Annotated in this window: 13 protein-coding genes; 7 read left to right on the top strand and 6 right to left on the bottom strand. The window is 66.2% G+C overall.

The features are described 5' to 3' along the window. Window positions 1–80: 80 nt before the first annotated feature. The 3 genes from JYG34_RS14600 to JYG34_RS14590 form a co-directional block, all read right to left on the bottom strand. Window positions 81–1094, bottom strand: coding sequence for a TerC family protein (locus JYG34_RS14600; RefSeq protein WP_213657114.1), 1014 nt, complete (start codon window positions 1092–1094; stop codon window positions 81–83). A gap of 159 nt (window positions 1095–1253) precedes the next feature. Continuing rightward, window positions 1254–1910: a DUF3313 domain-containing protein gene (locus JYG34_RS14595; RefSeq protein ID WP_213657113.1), complete on the bottom strand. Its 657-nt coding sequence runs from the start codon at window positions 1908–1910 to the stop codon at window positions 1254–1256. Then, window positions 1907–2245 (bottom strand): hypothetical protein, encoded by a 339-nt coding sequence (locus JYG34_RS14590; protein WP_213657112.1) that lies wholly within the window; start codon window positions 2243–2245, stop codon window positions 1907–1909. Before JYG34_RS14590 ends, JYG34_RS14595 begins: the two co-directional genes overlap by 4 nt. Before the next feature lie 155 nt (window positions 2246–2400). Between JYG34_RS14590 and JYG34_RS14585 the strand changes: the two genes are divergently transcribed. Both JYG34_RS14585 and JYG34_RS14580 read left to right on the top strand, forming a co-directional pair. Further along, on the top strand, window positions 2401–3114 hold the full coding sequence (locus JYG34_RS14585; RefSeq protein WP_213657111.1) for a response regulator: 714 nt from the start codon (window positions 2401–2403) through the stop codon (window positions 3112–3114). Further along, the gene (locus JYG34_RS14580) at window positions 3111–4445 is read left to right on the top strand and encodes an ATP-binding protein (protein WP_213657110.1); all 1335 of its coding nucleotides are present in this window, start codon (window positions 3111–3113) and stop codon (window positions 4443–4445) included. The genes JYG34_RS14585 and JYG34_RS14580 overlap by 4 nt, the downstream gene beginning before the upstream one ends. Before the next feature lie 4 nt (window positions 4446–4449). Here the strand turns inward: JYG34_RS14580 and JYG34_RS14575 are convergent, their stop codons facing one another. Together JYG34_RS14575 and chrA are read right to left on the bottom strand one after the other, a co-directional pair. Continuing rightward, a complete protein-coding gene (locus tag JYG34_RS14575; RefSeq protein WP_213657109.1) occupies window positions 4450–5757 on the bottom strand; it encodes a substrate-binding domain-containing protein in 1308 nt (435 codons plus the stop codon). A gap of 76 nt (window positions 5758–5833) precedes the next feature. Then, window positions 5834–7204 (bottom strand): chromate efflux transporter, encoded by a 1371-nt coding sequence (gene chrA, locus JYG34_RS14570; protein ID WP_213661193.1) that lies wholly within the window; start codon window positions 7202–7204, stop codon window positions 5834–5836. A gap of 302 nt (window positions 7205–7506) precedes the next feature. Between chrA and JYG34_RS14565 the strand changes: the two genes are divergently transcribed. Further along, window positions 7507–10506 carry an autotransporter serine protease gene (locus JYG34_RS14565; RefSeq protein ID WP_213657108.1) on the top strand — a complete coding sequence of 1000 codons (3000 nt, stop codon included), beginning with the start codon at window positions 7507–7509 and terminating at the stop codon, window positions 10504–10506. Window positions 10507–10696: 190 nt separating this feature from the next. Continuing rightward, complete coding sequence (locus JYG34_RS14560) at window positions 10697–13681, top strand: autotransporter outer membrane beta-barrel domain-containing protein (protein ID WP_249746290.1); 2985 nt, start codon at window positions 10697–10699, stop codon at window positions 13679–13681. Window positions 13682–13808: 127 nt separating this feature from the next. Here the strand turns inward: JYG34_RS14560 and JYG34_RS14555 are convergent, their stop codons facing one another. Continuing rightward, window positions 13809–15206 carry a purine-cytosine permease family protein gene (locus tag JYG34_RS14555; protein ID WP_213657106.1) on the bottom strand — a complete coding sequence of 466 codons (1398 nt, stop codon included), beginning with the start codon at window positions 15204–15206 and terminating at the stop codon, window positions 13809–13811. Between the two features lie 262 nt (window positions 15207–15468). On the opposite strand from JYG34_RS14555, the gene JYG34_RS14550 reads away from it, so the two are divergent. The 3 genes from JYG34_RS14550 (at window position 15469) to JYG34_RS14540 (ending at window position 17134) form a co-directional block, all read left to right on the top strand. Continuing rightward, window positions 15469–16356: an EamA family transporter gene (locus JYG34_RS14550; RefSeq protein WP_213657105.1), complete on the top strand. Its 888-nt coding sequence runs from the start codon at window positions 15469–15471 to the stop codon at window positions 16354–16356. 127 nt (window positions 16357–16483) lie between these two features. Further along, on the top strand, window positions 16484–16804 hold the full coding sequence (locus JYG34_RS14545) for a YbjQ family protein (protein WP_011534182.1): 321 nt from the start codon (window positions 16484–16486) through the stop codon (window positions 16802–16804). Between the two features lie 141 nt (window positions 16805–16945). After that, entirely contained in the window at window positions 16946–17134 is a 189-nt protein-coding gene (locus JYG34_RS14540; protein ID WP_011534181.1) for a hypothetical protein, read from the top strand. Window positions 17135–17242: the final 108 nt, after the last annotated feature.

Here is a 17242-nt window from a genome sequence, read left to right as displayed (position 1 = left end):
GGAGTTGGGGCTGCTTTGCAGCCCATCGCGGGTAAACCCGCTCCTACAGGTTCGGCGTCCTGCCTGTGGGAGCGGGTGGTTCACGACCGCCTGGCCTCATCGCTGTCCACCGCATCCGGCTTCTTGTCACGGGTGCGCAGCAGCGACAACAACACCCCGCCCAGCAGCAACCCGAACGTCACCCCCAGCGACAAGGCCGCCGGCACCTTGCCCACCAGCCCGTGGTAGAAGATCTTGCAGCCGATGAAGATCAGCACCATCGCCAGTGCGTACTTGAGGTAGATGAACCGGTGCATCAAGGCCGCCAGGGCGAAATACAGCGAGCGCAGGCCGAGGATGGCGAAGATGTTCGAGGTGTAGACGATGAACGGATCCTGGGTGATGGCGAAGATCGCCGGCACGCTGTCGACGGCGAACACCAGGTCGGCCAGCTCGATCAGCACCAGGGCCAGGAACAGCGGCGTCGCGTAGCGGACCGCCCTGGTTGCCCCGGGAGGCGTCAGGCGCACGAAGAAGCGCGGGCCATGGATCTGCTCGGTGACCCGCATGTGCCGGCGCACGAAGCGCAGCACCGGGTTGTTGGCCAGGTCCGGGTGGGCATCGTCCTTGGCCAGCGCCATCTTGATACCAGTGAACAGCAGGAAGGCGCCGAAGATATACAGCACCCAGGCAAAGTGCTGCACCAGCGCCGCGCCCACACCGATCATGATCGCCCGCAGCACCACCACCCCGAGGATGCCCCAGAACAGCACGCGGTGCTGGTAGCGGCGGGGGATGGCGAAGAAGCTGAAGATCATCGCCATGACGAACACGTTGTCCATCGACAGCGACTGCTCGACCAGGAAACCGGTGTAGAACTCCAGCGCCGACTGGGCGCCCAGTTCGTGCCAGACCCATACGCCGAACAGCACGCCGACGCTGAAATAGCCGGCATACAGCAGCAGGCTCTCGCGCATCTCGATCTCGCGCTCCTGGCGGTGCAGCACGCCCAGGTCGAGCACCAGCAAGCCGATGACGATGACGATGAACACCAGCCACAACCAGGTGCTGGTGCCGAGGAATGAGTCGCTGAGGAATGTATGCAGAGCCGTCATGAGCCCCTCCTTGATTGTCGACGTTGCAGGGCAACAGTGATTCCGACATGGCGGCGCAAACCGTCAGAGGGGCCCGGCATCACATGGAGTTGATACTAGATGTGAATGCCGGAGGTGCCTGGACCAGGCTGTTACATTTCTTTGCTTCGTGGAGGTCGGTTATCGATAGTTCGCCGCGTAGGCCTGGCGCAAGCCGACCGCCCAGCCGTCGAGCACGGCCTTGACGTTGTCGGCAGTCATCGTCTGCGCATCGTTTTCCAGTGGCGTGCCGGTGCCGCTGAGCATGGCTTCGGCGATGATCCGGCCGCTGGTACCCGCCTCGAAGACCAGCTCGGTGGCGATGTCACTGTCCCGGTCACGAATGCCTGTGGCACTGCTTATCCCCGCAGCGACCAGGGTGACCGGCAACCATTCGTACCAGCGCAGGTCCTGGGTGTAGGCACTGACGTGGGTGATCGCTGGCCTGACCACCAAGGTGTTGGGGCCGGGTTTGTCGACCACGGTCATCACCTTGCCCAGCTCGCTGCGCAGCGTCGCGTCGTAGTAGTGGCTGATGGCGCTGAGCGTGGCCTGGGGAATACGGTCGCTGGGCAAAGGCGCGGGATAGTACTGGCTCGGTTGCAGGTAGACCTCGATATAGCGACCCCGTGGCCATTTGGGGTCGACCCAGCTGAGCACGCTCTCGCCCGACGGCGTCTGCTGCCGGGTGAGCAGGCTGTAGTCGCTGAGAAACCCGGACGGCGCCGGCTTGCTGCTGCACGCCGACAGGCCAAGGGTACTGGTCAGCAGCATGGCCAGCAGATGGCGGCGGCTCATGGGCGCGCGCCTTCTTGCGGCATTGCCTGCCTGGCCTGAAGCGGGGCGCCGTCGCGTGAGTCGTGGATGCTCAGTTGCCCGTGGGCCATCAGCCAGTTGACCAGATCCCGGGTCGGCACGCTGTGACAGTACTCGACCCATTCACCACTCTCTGGCCCGTAGTGTTCGAAGTAGCGGCGCAGGGTGATCCGGCTCTGATCGTCCGCAAGGTCCAGGCTCACCTGCTGCACCAGCAGCGAGCCCGATTGCCCCCGGCTCGTGGTGCGTGCGCTGAGCACCAGGGGGGCGATGCCCTCGTGCCGGTCGATGCGGTTGCGAGTGTCGGTGATCGTCATGATGAGCCCTCGAGTAGGTTGAAGGCCCGCAGGGTGTAGGACTATTTTTGCCAGGTGATGTCTGGAACATGTCGGGCGTGATGAAATGTTGCGCGATTGAAATATATGACCTGCGCTGTGCAATGGTTTTAGATACGCCTTTTTCCTGGACCGGTATGACCGTGAGCAGATTGCTGATCGTCGATGACGACGTGGAAATCCTTGCCCTGTTGAAGCAGTTCTTCGTCCAGCAGGGCTACGAGGTGGACCTGGCCACCGAGGGCCAGTCGATGTGGGCGGCGATCGAGCGGCAGTGCCCGGACGCGATCATCCTCGACCTGATGATGCCGGGCGAGGGCGGCCTTAGCCTGTGCCAGAAGCTGCGGGCGCAGGTGGGGGTGCCGATCATCATGCTCACCGCCATGGCGGAACTGAGCGACCGTATCATCGGCCTGGAGCTGGGCGCCGATGACTACCTGACCAAGCCCTTCGACCCCCGCGAGCTGCTGGCCCGCCTGCGCGCCGTGCAGCGTCGCGCCGGTGAGCAGGTGCCGCGAGGCGAGGCCGCCCGGCCGGTGATCGGTTTTGCCGGGTGGCGCCTGGACATCACCTGTCGCGAGCTGCGCTCGCCCGAGAACGTGATGATTCCGTTGTCCGGTGCGGAATTCGACCTGCTGGTGGTGTTTCTCGAGCACCCCCAGCGTATCCTCACCCGCGAGCAACTGATCGACCTGACCCGCGGCCAGGGCCATGACGCCTTCGACCGCAGCATCGACGTGCAGGTCAGCCGGCTGCGACGCAAGATCGAGCCCGACAGCAAACGCCCGGACCTGATCCGCACCGTGCGCAACGGCGGCTACCTGTTCACCGCCAAGGTGACCCGCTCGTGATCTGGCGCCTGCTCGGCCGCGACACGCTCAGGCGGCGGATCGCCCTGACCATCTTCATCGCGCTGCTGGCCTCGCTGGCGCTCAACGCCTTGTTCGTCCAGGTGGCCGGCAGTTGGGCGCGGCCGCCCATCGAACGCACCGGCCTGCTCGAGCAGATCGCCGTGACCACCCGGGTGATCGAGACCGCACCGGCCACGTTGCGCCTGCAACTGGCACAGGCGGCGAGCACACCGACCCTGCAGGTGCGCTGGAGCACCCAGCGGGGTGACCTTGGCTTGCCTGGCCCGGGCACGCAGCTCTATTCGCGGCAAGTACCTGCCATGGCGCAATTGCTGGGGCCTGAGCGCGCCATCGAGGTGTACAACCCGGGTGACTGGCCAGCGGGCAGCGCCGCGGCGCACTACGCGGCGCTGGTGGCGCTGGCCGACGGCAGCTGGTTGTCGTTCGTGCCGCCGGAGCGCAGCTGGGGCTTGAGCGTGACGGCGCGGCTGGCGGTGGTGATCGGCCTGGGGCTGGTGGCGACCCTGCTGGTCGCCTGGTGGGCCACCCGCCAGCTGGCCAACCCGCTGCAGCGCTTCGCCAGCGCGGCGCGGCGGTTCGGTGGCGACCTGCAGGCGCCGCCCATCGCCGTCGAAGGCCCCGAGGAGATCCGCCAGGCGATCATCGCCTTCAACACCATGCAGGCGCAGATCCAGCACTTCCTGCGCGAGCGCACCCACCTGCTCGCGGCCATCTCCCATGACCTGCGCGCACCGTTGACGCGCATGCGCCTGCGCAGCGAGTTCATGGAGGATACCGACCATCAACGCAAGCTGGTGCGCGATGTCGACGAGATGCAGACGATGATCAACGCGGCCCTGGCGTTTTTCCGCGAAGGCACGCAACTGGAGCAGCGCACCGCCTACGACCTGGCCGAGCTGTTGCAGACCCTCGTCGACGACTACCGCGACCAGCAGGTTGCCGTCGAGTACAGCGGCCCTGCGCACCTGGTGCATGACGGCCGCCCGCTGGCGACCAAGCGGGTAATCGTCAACCTGCTGGAAAACGCCATGAAGTATGCGCGTGACCCCCAGATCGCGTTGAGCCGTGGTCCGCATCAGATCGTGATCGAAGTCAGCGACCGGGGGCCGGGCATTCCCGAAGCAGCGCTGGAGCGTGTGTTCGATCCGTTCTACCGGCTGGAGGGGTCGCGCAACCGCGACACCGGTGGCGTTGGCCTCGGCTTGTCGGCCGCCCGGGCCAGCGTGCGCGAACAGGGTGGCGAGCTGACCTTGCGCAATCGCAGTGGCGCCGGGTTGGTGGCCCGGGTCGAACTGCCCGATTACCGCTGAGGGGTCAGTACACCCAGACCTCGACACGCCGGTTGCGCAAGCGCCCCTGTTCCAGGTCGTTGCCGGCCACCGGCAGCTCATCGCCCATGCCTGCCACGTCCTTGACCTCCACGCCGGCCCGGGCCAGTTCACGGCGCACCGCCATGGCCCGCAGGCGCGAGAGCAGGGCGGCGCGGCCCGGGGTTTCCTTGGGGTCGCCGAAACCCACCAGCACCGCCTGCTCATGCAACTTGCCCGCGTGGCGCAGGTAGTCGCCGACCCGCTGCACATCACGCAGGGCCTTGTTGTCGAGGCTGGCGCTGCCTTCCTGGAAACGGAAGTTCACGGTCAGGCGCCGGGCTTCACCGGCCAGGGCGCGATAGCGCGGCGGCATGCCGGGTTGGACGGGGACGGGCAGCGCCTTGATCTGCTGGGCGACGAAGCCCTGCTCGGCGACGATGGCCTGGCCGGCGGGGCTCTGGGCGAATTCGGCCAGCGCCCGGGCCAGGGGGGGGGCGTTGCCGGGCAGGTAGAAAAACAGGCGGCGCGACACGGGGTAATCCTCGCTCGCCACCAGGGCGAGGCTGGGGGGCAGGGCGGGCGCGTCGCCCTCGGCCACCGCCAGCACCTTGGCGCCGTGCACCGTGGCCAGGCCGCTGAAGCCGATGGCCTGGCGGTCGGCCAGGACCTGCCCGGCCAGCGCGTCGGCCGACTCGAAGCGCCGCGCCTGGGGCGACAGCTCGCCGCGCCGAGGGTCGAGCACCTGTGCCTTGAAGGTCTCGAAGGTGCCGGAGCGGTCGTCACGGGCATACAGGTGGATGGCGCCGCCGGGCACGCCCAGTTGCTCCCAGCGCTGGACCTGCCCGGAAAAGACCTGCGCCAGTTGCAGGGTGTTCAGCTGTGACAGCGGGTTGTCGGGGTGGACGATCACCGCCACGCCGTCCAGGCCGATGACCTGTTCGCTACGGGCGCCACGCATGTCTCCCAGGGCCTGCAGTTGCTGCGCTTCGGCATTGCTGATCGGCCGCGAGGCGGTCGCCAGGTCGGCCTCGCCGCTGGCCAGGGCGGCAAAGCCGGTGCTGGTGCCATGGGCGGCGATGGCGATACGCAGCGGTTGGTTGTCGCGGTCACGGGCGCTGACCAGCGTCTCGTTGGGCACAGGCCCGGGCGTCACCTCGATCGCGCTGGCGCCCTGGGCCTTGAGCAGGCCACCGACCAGTGCCGGGGCCAGCGCGGTACCGATGGTGTTGGAGCCCTGGATGCGCAGTTGCAGGGGGGCGGCCATGGCCAGTACCGGGAGCAGGCACAGCAGCAGTGGAATCAGGCGAGGCATGCCGGGGACCTTTGGCACGGAGTTGCGCCGCAGATTACGACAGTTGAGTGACGGTCAGATGACAGGCCTGCTGGTATCACGCCCGCAACAGGTGGACTGCCAGCCCGGCCAGGGCGCAGGCCAGCAACACTTGAATCACACCCCGCTTGAAGTGGAACAAGGCAAGGGCTGCGGCAACTGCGATCACCGCTGAAGGCCAGTCGAATGCCCCACTGAAACCTTGCGGCCAAAGCACGTGGTAGCCGAAGAACAGGGCGAGGTTCAGGATCACGCCCACCACAGCGGCGGTGATCCCCGTCAGCGGTGCGGTGAATTTCATCTCGTTGTGCGTCGACTCCACCAATGGGCCACCGGCAAGGATGAAGAGGAACGACGGCAAGAAGGTGAACCAGGTGACGAGACTCGCCGCGACTGCGCCGGCAAGGAATGGGTGTTCCACACCGAACATCGGATGCACATACCCCCCCACGAAGCCGACGAAGGCGACCACCATGATCAGTGGTCCGGGCGTGGTTTCCCCCAAGGCGAGGCCATCGATCATCTGGGTCGGCGTCAGCCAGCCGTAATGCCCGACAGCGCCCTGGTAGACATAGGGCAGCACCGCGTAAGCACCACCAAAGGTCAGCAGTGCGGCCTTGGTGAAGAACCAGCCCATCTGCGTCAGGGTTGCGTCCCAGCCAAACGACAGTGTCAGCAGCCCCATGGGCAGGACCCAGAGCGCAGCACCGACCAGCAGCAAGCGCGATAAGTGACCCCAGCTGAAACGGGCATGCTCAGGCGCCGGAGTGTCGTCATCAATCAGCGCCGGGCCATAGTTGCTCTTTGCGGCGCCATGACCGCCACCGATCACGAACTTGCCTGGGGCAAAGCGCCCTCCCACATAGCCGATGATGGCGGCAACCAGCACGATCAGCGGGAACGGCACATTGAGGGCGAAGATGGCCACGAACGAGGCGCCGGCCATGGCCCACAACCAGCCATTCTTCAACGCGCGCGAGCCGATCCGGTGGGCCGCGTGAACGACGATCGCCGTGACTGCCGGCTTGATGCCATAGAAAATCCCGGCCACCACGGGCACCTCGCCGAAAGCGACGTAGACCCAGGACAAACCGATCAGGATGAACAGCGAAGGCAGCACGAACAATGCGCCGGCAATCACCCCGCCCCAGGACCGGTGCATGAGCCAGCCGATGTAGGTGGCGAGCTGCTGGGCTTCAGGGCCAGGCAACAACATGCAGTAGTTCAGCGCATGCAGAAAGCGTTTCTCGCTGATCCAGCACCGGCGCTCGACCAGCTCCTGGTGCATGATCGCAATCTGGCCGGCGGGCCCGCCAAAGCTGATGAACCCCAACTTGAGCCAGAACAGGAAGGCTTCGAACAAGCCGATCGGCCGCTGGGCCGCCTGGGAGGGGGGCTGTTCGTTCGCTGTGGAGCTGGTATCAACCATTTCGGGACGCCTCACTTGCATCTGGAGCTCATGGCGCATTCTGAACAACATGGCGCCGCGTTGAACATAGGAGGCTGCTGTCGGTGCAGCAACGCCGATTGACATATTGTGACCAATTTCAGAAGCTCACAATTTTTGTAACCGAAGGCTACCTTTTTGGCCTGAGGCCGAAGTAACCTGACCGGGCGCGGGCAACCGCCGCTGGTTCGATACGGCCGCACACTTGCGGCCGAGCAATGCAGTGACATACCGGGCGACCAGGAACGGGCGACCCAACAACAAAAACAAGAGAAGTCATCGACATGGATGTGAGATGTGATCAGCTCAAAGCGCTGACGGGCACCCTGTGCCTGGCGTTCGCCACCGGGCTGCCGCTGTCGGCAGCAGCTACCTATCAAGAAACCGGCCGCCCAGGCGACCCCACCAGTTGGCGTTCGGCCGAGTATCAGCAGGACTGGGGCCTGGAGCGCATGCAGGCGAGCCAGGCCTACGCCGCCGGAATCACCGGCGCCGGGGTCCGCATCGGTGCCCTGGACTCAGGGTTCGATGCCGCCCATCCCGAAGCCAGCCCCGGCCGTTTTCACGCGGTGACCGCCACCGGCCAATATCTGGACGGCACCCCGTTCAGTGTGTCCGGGGTGCTCAATGGCGCCAACGACAACCATGGCACCCATGTCACCGGCACCCTGGGCGCGGCCCGTGATGGCGCTGGCATGCATGGCGTGGCCTTCAATGCCCAGGTCTACGTGGGCAACACCAACAAGAACGACAGTTTCCTGTTCGGCCCCGGCCCCGACCCGAGGTATTTCAAGGCGGTCTACGATGCCCTGGTGGATGCCGGGGCGCGGGCGATCAACAACAGTTGGGGCAGCCAGCCCAAGGATGTCAGCTACCAGACCCTGGGCGGCCTGCGCGCGGCCTACGCCCAACACTTCCAGCAGGACACCTGGCTCGACGCCGCCGGCGACGTGGCGCGCCGTGGCGTGATCAATGTGTTCAGCGCCGGCAACAGCGGTTATGCCAATGCCAGCGTGCGCTCGGCGCTGCCGTACTTCCAGCCGGAGCTGGAAGGCCACTGGCTGGCGGTGTCGGGCCTGGACAAGAACAACCAGCAGAAATACAACCAGTGCGGCATCGCCAAGTACTGGTGCCTGGCGACCCCGGGCGCGGCGATCACCAGTACCATTGCCGGTGGCGGCTACGCCACCTACAACGGCACCTCGATGGCTGCGCCCCATGCCACCGGGGCCCTGGCCCTGGTCATGGAGCGTTATCCCTACCTGAACAACCAGCAGGCCCTGCAGGTGCTGCTGACCACCTCGCGCCAGCTCGATGGCTCGCCGACCCAGGGGCCCAGCGACCGGGTAGGGTGGGGCGTCCCGGACCTGGGCCGGGCGTTGCACGGCCCCGGGCAGTTGCTCGGTGAGTTCGACGTCAACCTGGGGCACGGGCAGGGCGATAGCTGGAGCAACGGCATCTCCGACCAGGCCCTGGTACAGCGTCAGGCCGAGGACGCCACGGAACGCCAAGCCTGGCAGCAGACCCTCAAGGATCGCGGCTGGGAGCATGGCTTGGCCGCAGGCGCCAGCCAGCAGGAGCGCAGCGACTATGCCGTGGGCATGGCCCGCGACGCAGCTGCCGCGCAGCGGGTGTACCAGGGCAGCCTGGTCAAGTCCGGGGCCGGCTGGCTCGAGCTCACGGGAGACAGCAGCTACCGCGGCCCGACCCGGGTCGATGGCGGGTTGCTGGTGGTCAATGGCAGCCTGCAATCGGCGGTGACGGTCAATTCAGGTGGTTCCCTGGGAGGCAACGGGCGTATCGGAGCCCTGACCGCCAACGTCGGGGGCGTGGTGGCCCCGGGTAACTCCATCGGTACCTTGAATGTCGCCGGCAACCTGGATTTGCAGCCGGGCTCGACCTACCGGGTGGAGCTGTCGCCCACGGCCAGCGACCGGCTCATCGTGGGCGGACAGGCCAGTGTCGCTGGCGCCAATCTGAGCCTGGAGCCCCAGGCGCGGCCGAACCTGTTGGCCGGTGGCCCGGTAGCCAGCCTGGTAGGGCGCCAGTTCGACATCCTGCAGGCTGCGGGTGGCGTCAACGGGCGCTTCGCCCAGGTCCAGCCCGCCTACTTGTTTCTGGGGACCGTACTCGATTATTCGGCCAACGCCGTCCAGCTGGACATAACGCGCAGTGGCACGACATTCGACAGCGTGGGTACCACGGCCAACCAGCGTGCCAGCGGCGGCGCCGTGGAACGGCTGGGGCCGGGCAATCCCGTCTATGAAAGCCTGCTGCTCTCGACCTCGTCGGACCAGGCCCGGGAAGGCCTGCGGCAACTGGCCGGGGAAATCTACCCGGCGCTGGACACGATGCTGCTCAGCCAGGGTTCGGTCTTGCGCGATGCCTTTGGCGAGCGTGTGCAAGGTTCTGCGCTGAGTGCCAATGCGTCCGGAACGTCTGCGGGCGAGCCTGGCTCGACCCTGCTCTGGCTCAAGGGCCTGGGCAGCTGGGGACGCATCGAGGGCGTGCAGGGCACCGAGTCCTATACCAGCTCCCTGGGCGGCATGCTGCTGGGCCTGGATCGTGACTTCGACGCGCAGACCCGGGCCGGCCTGGCTGCTGGCTACAGCGACAGTTCCCTGGGCATGGGCGGCAGCCACTCCCGGGCCACGGTCGACAGCTACCACCTGGGCGCCTATGCCCGCCACGACCTGGACCAGCTGCGTTTGAGCCTGGGCGCCAGCTACAGCTGGCACCGTGCCGAGGTCCGGCGCGACCTGGCCTATGGCGAAGTGTCCGGCCGCCAGCGCGCGCGGGTCGATGCCCGCAGCCAGCAGCTGTTCGCCGAGGCGGCCTATCGCCTGCCATTGTCGGCGGTGCAGTTGGAGCCCTTCGCCAACCTGACCTACCAGCACCTGGACCGCGACGGCTTCCATGAGAAGGGCGACGCCGCGGCGCTGCATGCCGGTGACGAGCAGCGTGATGCCTGGCTCAGCACCTTGGGCCTGCGTGGGCGCCAGCAATGGCAGCTGGGCCCGCAGCAGGACCTGCAGCTGGCGGCAAGCCTGGGCTGGCAGCACCGCCTGAGCGGCACCCAGGACCGCGAGCACCTGGCCTTCGCCGGCAGCGACCAGCCGTTCCGGGTGGAGACTGCGCCAGCCTTGCGCGATGCCGCGCTGGTGGGGCTCCAGGCCCGGGTGGGGCTGACCCGTGACCTGGACCTGAGCCTGGACTACCAGGGGCGCCTGGCCAGTCGTGAGCAACAGCATGGCGCGGGGCTCAACCTGCAATGGCGTTTCTGAAGCGCCATGGCACGGGTGGGCCTAAGGCTCGCCGGCCAGGCGTTGCATTACGGAGTTTTACCAACGCGGTTTTTCATCAATGCAACTAAGGAAGGTCGTAGTGAAGCAAGTCAGAAAGGATGACAGCGTGCTTGCGCAGGGCTGGGCCCTGGCCCCGCTGGGTCGGGCATTGGTGGGCTGGGCGGCGCTGATGGGCACGGCCCAGGCCGCGCCCTACGTGGAGAGTGGCCGCCTCGGCGACGCCGGCAGCTGGCGCAGCGACGAATTCAAGGCCGACTGGGGGCTGGGGGCGATTCACGCCGACAGCGCCTATGCCGCCGGCTACAGCGGCAAGGGGGTGAAACTGGGGATCTTCGACCAGCCGGTCTACGCCCCGCACCCCGAGTTCGCCGGCAAGGACAAGATCGTGACCCTGGTCACCAGCGGCATCCGCCAGTACACCGACCCCTACATCCCGGTGAAGGCCGGTGATGCGTTTCGCTACGACGGCAGCCCGTCGGTGGGTTCGGACGGCAAGCTCGGCTCCCATGGCACCCACGTCGGCGGGATCGCCGCCGGCAACCGTGATGGCGTATCGATGCATGGCGTGGCCTACGCTGCGCAGATCATCAGCGCCGACAACGGCGACCCCGGCCCGGAGGATGGGATCGTCCTGGGCAACGATGGCGCAGTGTACAAGGCAGGCTGGGACAGCCTGGTGACCAGCGGCGCGCGGATCATCAACAACAGCTGGGGCATTGGTATCACCGATCGCTTCGCCAAGGGTGGACGTAATCCGGATTTCCCGCACTTCACCGTGGACGATGCCCGGGCGCAGTTCGCGCAGATCCAGCCGCTGCTGGGCACCTTGCCCGGTGGCGCCTATGACGGGGCTATCGCCGCCGCTCGCAGCGGGGTCCTGACGATCTTCGCCGCCGGCAACGACTACAACCTGAACAACCCCGATGCGATTGCCGGGCTGGGCTATTTCGTCCCGGACATCGCCCCGAACTGGATGACCGTGGCGGCGTTGCAGCAGAACCCCGACACCAGCAGCGCCAACCCGTACCTGGCCAGCACGTTCTCCTCGCGTTGCGGCTATACCGCGAGCTTCTGTGTATCGGCACCCGGCACCCGGATCTACAGCGCAGTGATTGGGGGGACCAGCCTGGCAGACCTGACCCAGGGCTACGCCAACAAGAACGGTACCTCCATGGCCGCGCCCCATGCCGCCGGCGCGGCGGCGGTGCTGATGGAGCGCTTCCCCTACATGAGCGGCGCACAGATCGCCAGCGTGCTGCGCACCACCGCCACCGACATGGGCGCGCCCGGCATCGATGCCTTGTACGGCTGGGGCATGATCAACCTGGACAAAGGGATCCGTGGCCCGGGCATGCTGGTCACCGAACAGGACATTCCCGAGGCGTTCCGCATCGCCGGTGGCTACGGCCCGAGCCAGTTCGTGGTCGACCTGCCGGGTATCGGCGCCGTGGTGGATGCCGGCAAGCCGACCCAGCGGGTCTGCAACGGCCTGGGCTGCGGGCTGGACCTGTGGAGCAACGACATTTCTGGCCATGGCGGCCTGACCAAGCAGGGCATCGGCACCCTGGTGCTCAGCGGCAACAACACCTACTCCGGCCCGACCTTGGTCAACCAGGGACGCCTGGCGGTCAATGGTTCGCTGCAATCGACGGTGGCGGTCAACGCCGGCGGCGTGCTGGGCGGCAATGGCCGGATCGGCGCGCTGGTGGTCAACCCCGGCGGCGTGGTGGCGCCAGGCAACTCCATCGGCACCCTGCAGGTGAGTTCCGACGTGACCTTCCAGCCGGACTCGACCTATGCCGTGGAGGTCGATACCACAGGCAGCGACCGCCTGGTCAGCGGTGGCAAGGTGTCCCTGGGCGGGGCGAACCTGGCCCTGGACCTGCAGAACCCCGGGGTTTCGCTGCAATCCCAGCAGGCACCGAGCCTGGTGGGGCGCCAGTTCGACATCCTGGAAGCCGCGGGCGGCGTGCAGGGCAGCTTCGCCAATGTGCAGTCCAACTTGCTGTTCCTCGGTGGCGGCCTGGCCTATGGCGGCAACGGCGTGCAACTGGCGGTGCAACGCAGCGCCAGCTTCGCCAGTGTCGGCTTGACCGCCAACCAGCGTGCGGTGGCCGCGGCCGCCGATCGACTCGGCGCGGGCAACCCGGTCTACGAGAGCCTGCTGTTGTCGACCGATGCCGCCAGCGCGCGGCAGGCGTTCGATCAATTGTCCGGGGAAATCCACCCGGCGGTGGGCAACCTGCTGCTCAACGACAGCCGCCAGCTGCGCGACGCCATGGGCGAGCGTACCCGTCTCGCCGCGCCGACCGTGGATGGCCAGGGCAACGGCCTGTGGGTCAAGGCCCTGGGTGCCTGGGGCAAGGCCGACGGTGATTCCGGTCGGGCGCGCTACAGCACTTCCATTGGCGGCCTGTTGCTGGGGGCCGACGGGCAGGTGAACGAGGATACCCGCATCGGCGTCTTCACCGGCTACAGCGACAGCTCGTTGAGCATGGGCGATGGGCGTCATTCCTCGGCCAGCGTCGATAGCTACCACCTGGGTGCCTATGCCGGCAAGGAACTGGAACAGGTGCGCCTGAGCCTGGGCGGCAGCCACAGCTGGCACCGCATCGATACCAAGCGCGAGCTGCAGTACAACGAGGTCAGCGATCGCCTGAAGAGCAAGCGCGATGCCCAGAGCACCCAGGTGTTCGGCGAAGCCGCCTGGAAGGTCGCCGTGCCAGGTATGGCGCTGGAGCCGTTCGCCAACCTGGCCTATGTGCATATCGACAGCGACAGCTTCAAGGAACATGGCGGTGCTGCCGCGCTCAAGGGCGGGCAGGACAACCGCGATGCCTGGCTGTCGACCCTGGGCATGCGCGCCGGCAAGCAACTGCAACTGTCCGGCGGCCAGGCGGTGGAGCTTTCCGCCACCCTGGGCTGGCAGCACAACCTGAGCTCCACCGGGGCTGACCAGCACCTGGCCTTCGCAGGCCAAGGCGATACCTACAAGGTGCAGGCGCTGTTCCTGGATCGTGATGCAGCGGTGGTCGGCTTGCGGGCGGGGGTCGCCCTGGGCCAACAGGCCCGTGTCAACCTGGACTACAACGGGCTGCTGGGTAGCCGCGACAACAGCCACGGGGTCGGCCTGACCCTGGATTGGGCGTTCTAAGGCCCCGGCAACCGATAGACAAGGTGTTGCATCTGCCCCGCGGACCTGGCAACGGGTTCGTGGGCGCGGTCAAGTCGATGGGGTGGCTCAGCTCAATGAGCGAGCACCCCCACGCTTCTACAGGCGATCAGCGCACCTCAGGCACGATGATGTGCAACGGCGCCTCGCCGGCGCGACGCCGGGCCACGCAGTAGTACAGCACGCTCGGCACCACCAGCCCGATCAGCCACGACACATCCACGCCACCCAGGTGCGCGACCATGGGCCCGGTGTACAGCTTGGTGTCGATGAAGGGCATCTGCACCAGCACGCCAAAGGTGTAGACCGTGATCCCCGGCCAGTTCCAGCGCCCGTAGCGGCCGTTGGGGTCGGCCAGCGCCGGAATGTCGTAGCGCTCCTTGGTGATGAAGTAGTAATCCACCAGGTTGACCGCGCTCCAGGGCACGAAGAAGGTCAGCAGGAACAGGATGAACGACTTGAACGCACTGAGGAACGAATGCTGGCCGAGCAGGGCGACCAGGGTCGCCGCGCCGACGATCGCCAGCACGAACACCAGGCGCTGCAGGCGGCTGATGTGCAGGTGGCCACGGAAACCGCTGATGATCGTGGCGATGCACATGAAGCTGCCGTAGCTGTTGAGCGTGGAGATGGTCACCTTGCCGAAGGCGATGCAGAAATACAGCAGCGCCGCGGTGGTGCCGGCACCGCCCAGGCCGACGATATAGGCCACTTCGCGCCCTGAGAACTGGCCGCCGGCAATGGCGGCGGCGAACACGCCGAGGACCATCGAGGCCTGGGCGCCGATCACCGAGCCCAGGCCGGCGGCGAGAAAGGTCTTCACGGGCGACGTGCTGCTGGGCAGGTAGCGCGAGTAGTCGGCCACGTAGGGGCCGAAGGCGATCTGCCAGGACGCCGCCAGCGACACCGCGAGCAGGAAGCTGCCCCAGCTGAAATGGCGGTTGTCGAGCAACTGGCCGATGTCGGCGAGCATCAGGATGCGGCTGAACAGATAGATGAAGGCGATGATCCCCAGCACGCTGGCCAGGCGCCCGATCCAGTGGATCACCCGGTAGCCGGCCAACGTGGCCAGCACGATCACCCCGGCGAAGATCAGGATGCCGGTGCTGTCGCTGACGCTGAGCAACTGGCCGATGGCCTGGCCGGAAAGCACCGTGCCGGTGGCGGTGAAGCCCAGGTACATCAGGCACACCAGGGCCATGGGTATGGCCGCGCCATAGACACCGAACTGCACCCGGCTGGAAATCATCTGCGGCAGCCCCAGGCGCGGCCCTTGGGCGGCGTGCAGGGCCATCACCGTGCCGCCGGCCAGTTGCCCGATCAGCAGGCCGATCAGCGACCAGAACACATCGCCGCCCAACACCACCGCCAGTGCGCCGGTGACGATCGCGGTGATCTGCAGGTTGGCTCCCAGCCACAAGGTGAATTGGCTGTACACCCGTCCATGGCGTTCAGACTCGGGGATGTAGTCGATCGAGCGCCGCTCGATTACAGGTTTGCTGGACATCGGGGGAGGGCTCCGCTTCGTTGTTTTTGTGAAGGGCGGCGGCCATCGGCGCAACGCAGGGCGGATGACCGAGGCTTGATATGATCATGTATATACAAGTCTGGTCAAGTGAAGGATCAGGTCAATTCAAGCCCCGTTTCCGGGGCCATGACAGCCGACTGTTGCGCAAGGCTGAAGGCCAACTGTGCTGGTCCATGGCAGGCGAATGACCTTATGCTGTTACGAAATATTTCTATAACAGCCTGTAGAAGGAATGCGTGCAATGCCACTCAAGGACCTGCTGATCGCCCTGGTGGTGATCATCGCCTGGGGCGTCAACTTCGTGGTCATCAAGGTTGGCCTCGATGGCCTGCCGCCCATGTTGCTGGGGGCGTTGCGCTTTCTGCTGGTGGCCTTCCCGGCGGTCTTGCTGGTCAAGCGGCCGAACCTGCCCTGGCGCTGGTTGATCGCTTATGGCGCGACGATCTCCCTGGGCCAGTTCGCCTTCCTTTTCCAGGCGATGTACAGCGGCATGCCACCGGGGCTGGCCTCGCTGGTGCTGCAATCCCAGGCGTTCTTCACCCTGGGTTTCGCCGCGCTGTTCCTCGGTGAACGGCTGCGCCTGGCCAGTGTGCTGGGGTTGCTGGTGGCGGCCAGCGGGCTGGCGGTGATCGGTAGCGAGAACAGCAGCCACGTGCCCTTGATCGCCTTGCTGCTGACCCTGTGTGGCGGCGCCATGTGGGGCATGGGCAACATCATTACCCGGCGCTTCGGCAAGGTCGACCTGGTGGCCCTGGTGATCTGGGGCGGGCTGATTCCGCCCTTGCCATTCCTGGCGCTGTCCTGGTGGCTGGAAGGGCCGGAGCGGATTGGCCATGCCCTGGCGAACATCAGCTGGAGCTCGGTGCTGGCGCTCCTCTACCTGGCCTTTGTCGCCACCATGGTCGGCTACAGCCTGTGGAGCACGCTGCTGTCGCGGCACCCGGCGGGCAAGGTGGCGCCGTTCTCGTTGCTGGTGCCGGTGATCGGCCTGAGTTCTTCCGCTGTGCTGCTGGGGGAGCGCCTGAGCACGGCGCAGTGCTGGGGGGCGTTGCTGGTGATGCTGGGGTTGCTGATCAACGTGTTCGGGCCACGCCTGGGGCAGCGGCTGCGCGCCGCCACCGCCCACTGAAAGACGCCACGATTCCCGTAGGCGCCAGCCTTGCTGGCGAACCCCGTCGCCACGGTTCGCCAGCAAGGCTGGCTCCTTCGTGCGTGTAATTTGTTAGCATCGCCTTCTTTTTGTAAGGAGCAACCCCATGATCATCAGCACCACCAGCCAGCTTGAAGGCCGCCCCGTCGCCGAGTACCTCGGCGTGGTCAGCGCCGAATCGGTGCAGGGGATCAACTTCGTGCGCGATTTCTTCGCACGCTTTCGCGACTTCTTCGGCGGCCGTTCGCAGACCCTGGAGAGCGCACTGAAGGAGGCCCGCGAGCAGGCCACCGAGGAACTCAAGGCGCGGGCACGGCAGTTGCAAGCCGACGCCGTGGTGGGTGTGGACTTCGAGATCAGCATGCCGTCGGTGCAAGGTGGCATGGTCGTGGTCTTCGCCACCGGCACGGCGGTGCGCTTGAAGTGATGTAAGTTTGCCATCGGTCGGGGAATGCTGGATTGTCCGACAGGTCTGCAAATGACCAACTAGTCTCACTTCATCGGACCGCTGTTTATCTAGGCAAACGAGCTGTTTGCCGGCACGGTCACCGCTTGAGGGAGTCTGGGCATGAGCGAATCCTATTTCGAAGACCTGAACGATGCATTCCCAATCAACAACCAGGTGCGCTGCGGGCAATCGTTCTTGCGCCTGGGCTTCGCCAACATGACCCTGGACGAGACCGAGCAGTTGCCACCCGCGCACCTGCAACGCGCCAAGAAAGGTCGCTTCACCCCTCGCTTCCCCGCCAGGAAGTAAGCCGGCACGCACAGCGCCCCGCCCAACGGCGGGGTTTTTTTTGCATTCCTTGATCCTGCTCATGGTATCGGTGTGTCGCCCTCGCCGCAGGCTTGCGACTGTGCTTTT

This window comes from Pseudomonas entomophila, from assembly GCF_018417595.1.
Taxonomy (GTDB): Bacteria; Pseudomonadota; Gammaproteobacteria; order Pseudomonadales; family Pseudomonadaceae; genus Aquipseudomonas; species Aquipseudomonas entomophila_C.
The sequence above is the reverse complement of the archived record's forward strand: the minus strand, read 5'-3'. Positions and strand labels throughout refer to the sequence as shown.

Excerpts from the sequence above, each read along its gene's own strand:
- JYG34_RS14600 (WP_213657114.1), bottom strand. The coding sequence starts at position 1,094 with ATGACGGCTCTGCATACATTCCTCAGCGACTCATTCCTCGGCACCAGC.
- JYG34_RS14595 (WP_213657113.1), bottom strand. The coding sequence starts at position 1,910 with ATGAGCCGCCGCCATCTGCTGGCCATGCTGCTGACCAGTACCCTTGGC.
- JYG34_RS14590 (WP_213657112.1), bottom strand. The coding sequence starts at position 2,245 with ATGACGATCACCGACACTCGCAACCGCATCGACCGGCACGAGGGCATC.
- JYG34_RS14585 (WP_213657111.1), top strand. The coding sequence starts at position 2,401 with ATGACCGTGAGCAGATTGCTGATCGTCGATGACGACGTGGAAATCCTT.
- JYG34_RS14575 (WP_213657109.1), bottom strand. The coding sequence starts at position 5,757 with ATGCCTCGCCTGATTCCACTGCTGCTGTGCCTGCTCCCGGTACTGGCC.
- chrA (WP_213661193.1), bottom strand. The coding sequence starts at position 7,204 with ATGGTTGATACCAGCTCCACAGCGAACGAACAGCCCCCCTCCCAGGCG.
- JYG34_RS14565 (WP_213657108.1), top strand. The coding sequence starts at position 7,507 with ATGGATGTGAGATGTGATCAGCTCAAAGCGCTGACGGGCACCCTGTGC.
- JYG34_RS14560 (WP_249746290.1), top strand. The coding sequence starts at position 10,697 with ATGGGCACGGCCCAGGCCGCGCCCTACGTGGAGAGTGGCCGCCTCGGC.
- JYG34_RS14555 (WP_213657106.1), bottom strand. The coding sequence starts at position 15,206 with ATGTCCAGCAAACCTGTAATCGAGCGGCGCTCGATCGACTACATCCCC.
- JYG34_RS14550 (WP_213657105.1), top strand. The coding sequence starts at position 15,469 with ATGCCACTCAAGGACCTGCTGATCGCCCTGGTGGTGATCATCGCCTGG.
- JYG34_RS14545 (WP_011534182.1), top strand. The coding sequence starts at position 16,484 with ATGATCATCAGCACCACCAGCCAGCTTGAAGGCCGCCCCGTCGCCGAG.
- JYG34_RS14540 (WP_011534181.1), top strand. The coding sequence starts at position 16,946 with ATGAGCGAATCCTATTTCGAAGACCTGAACGATGCATTCCCAATCAAC.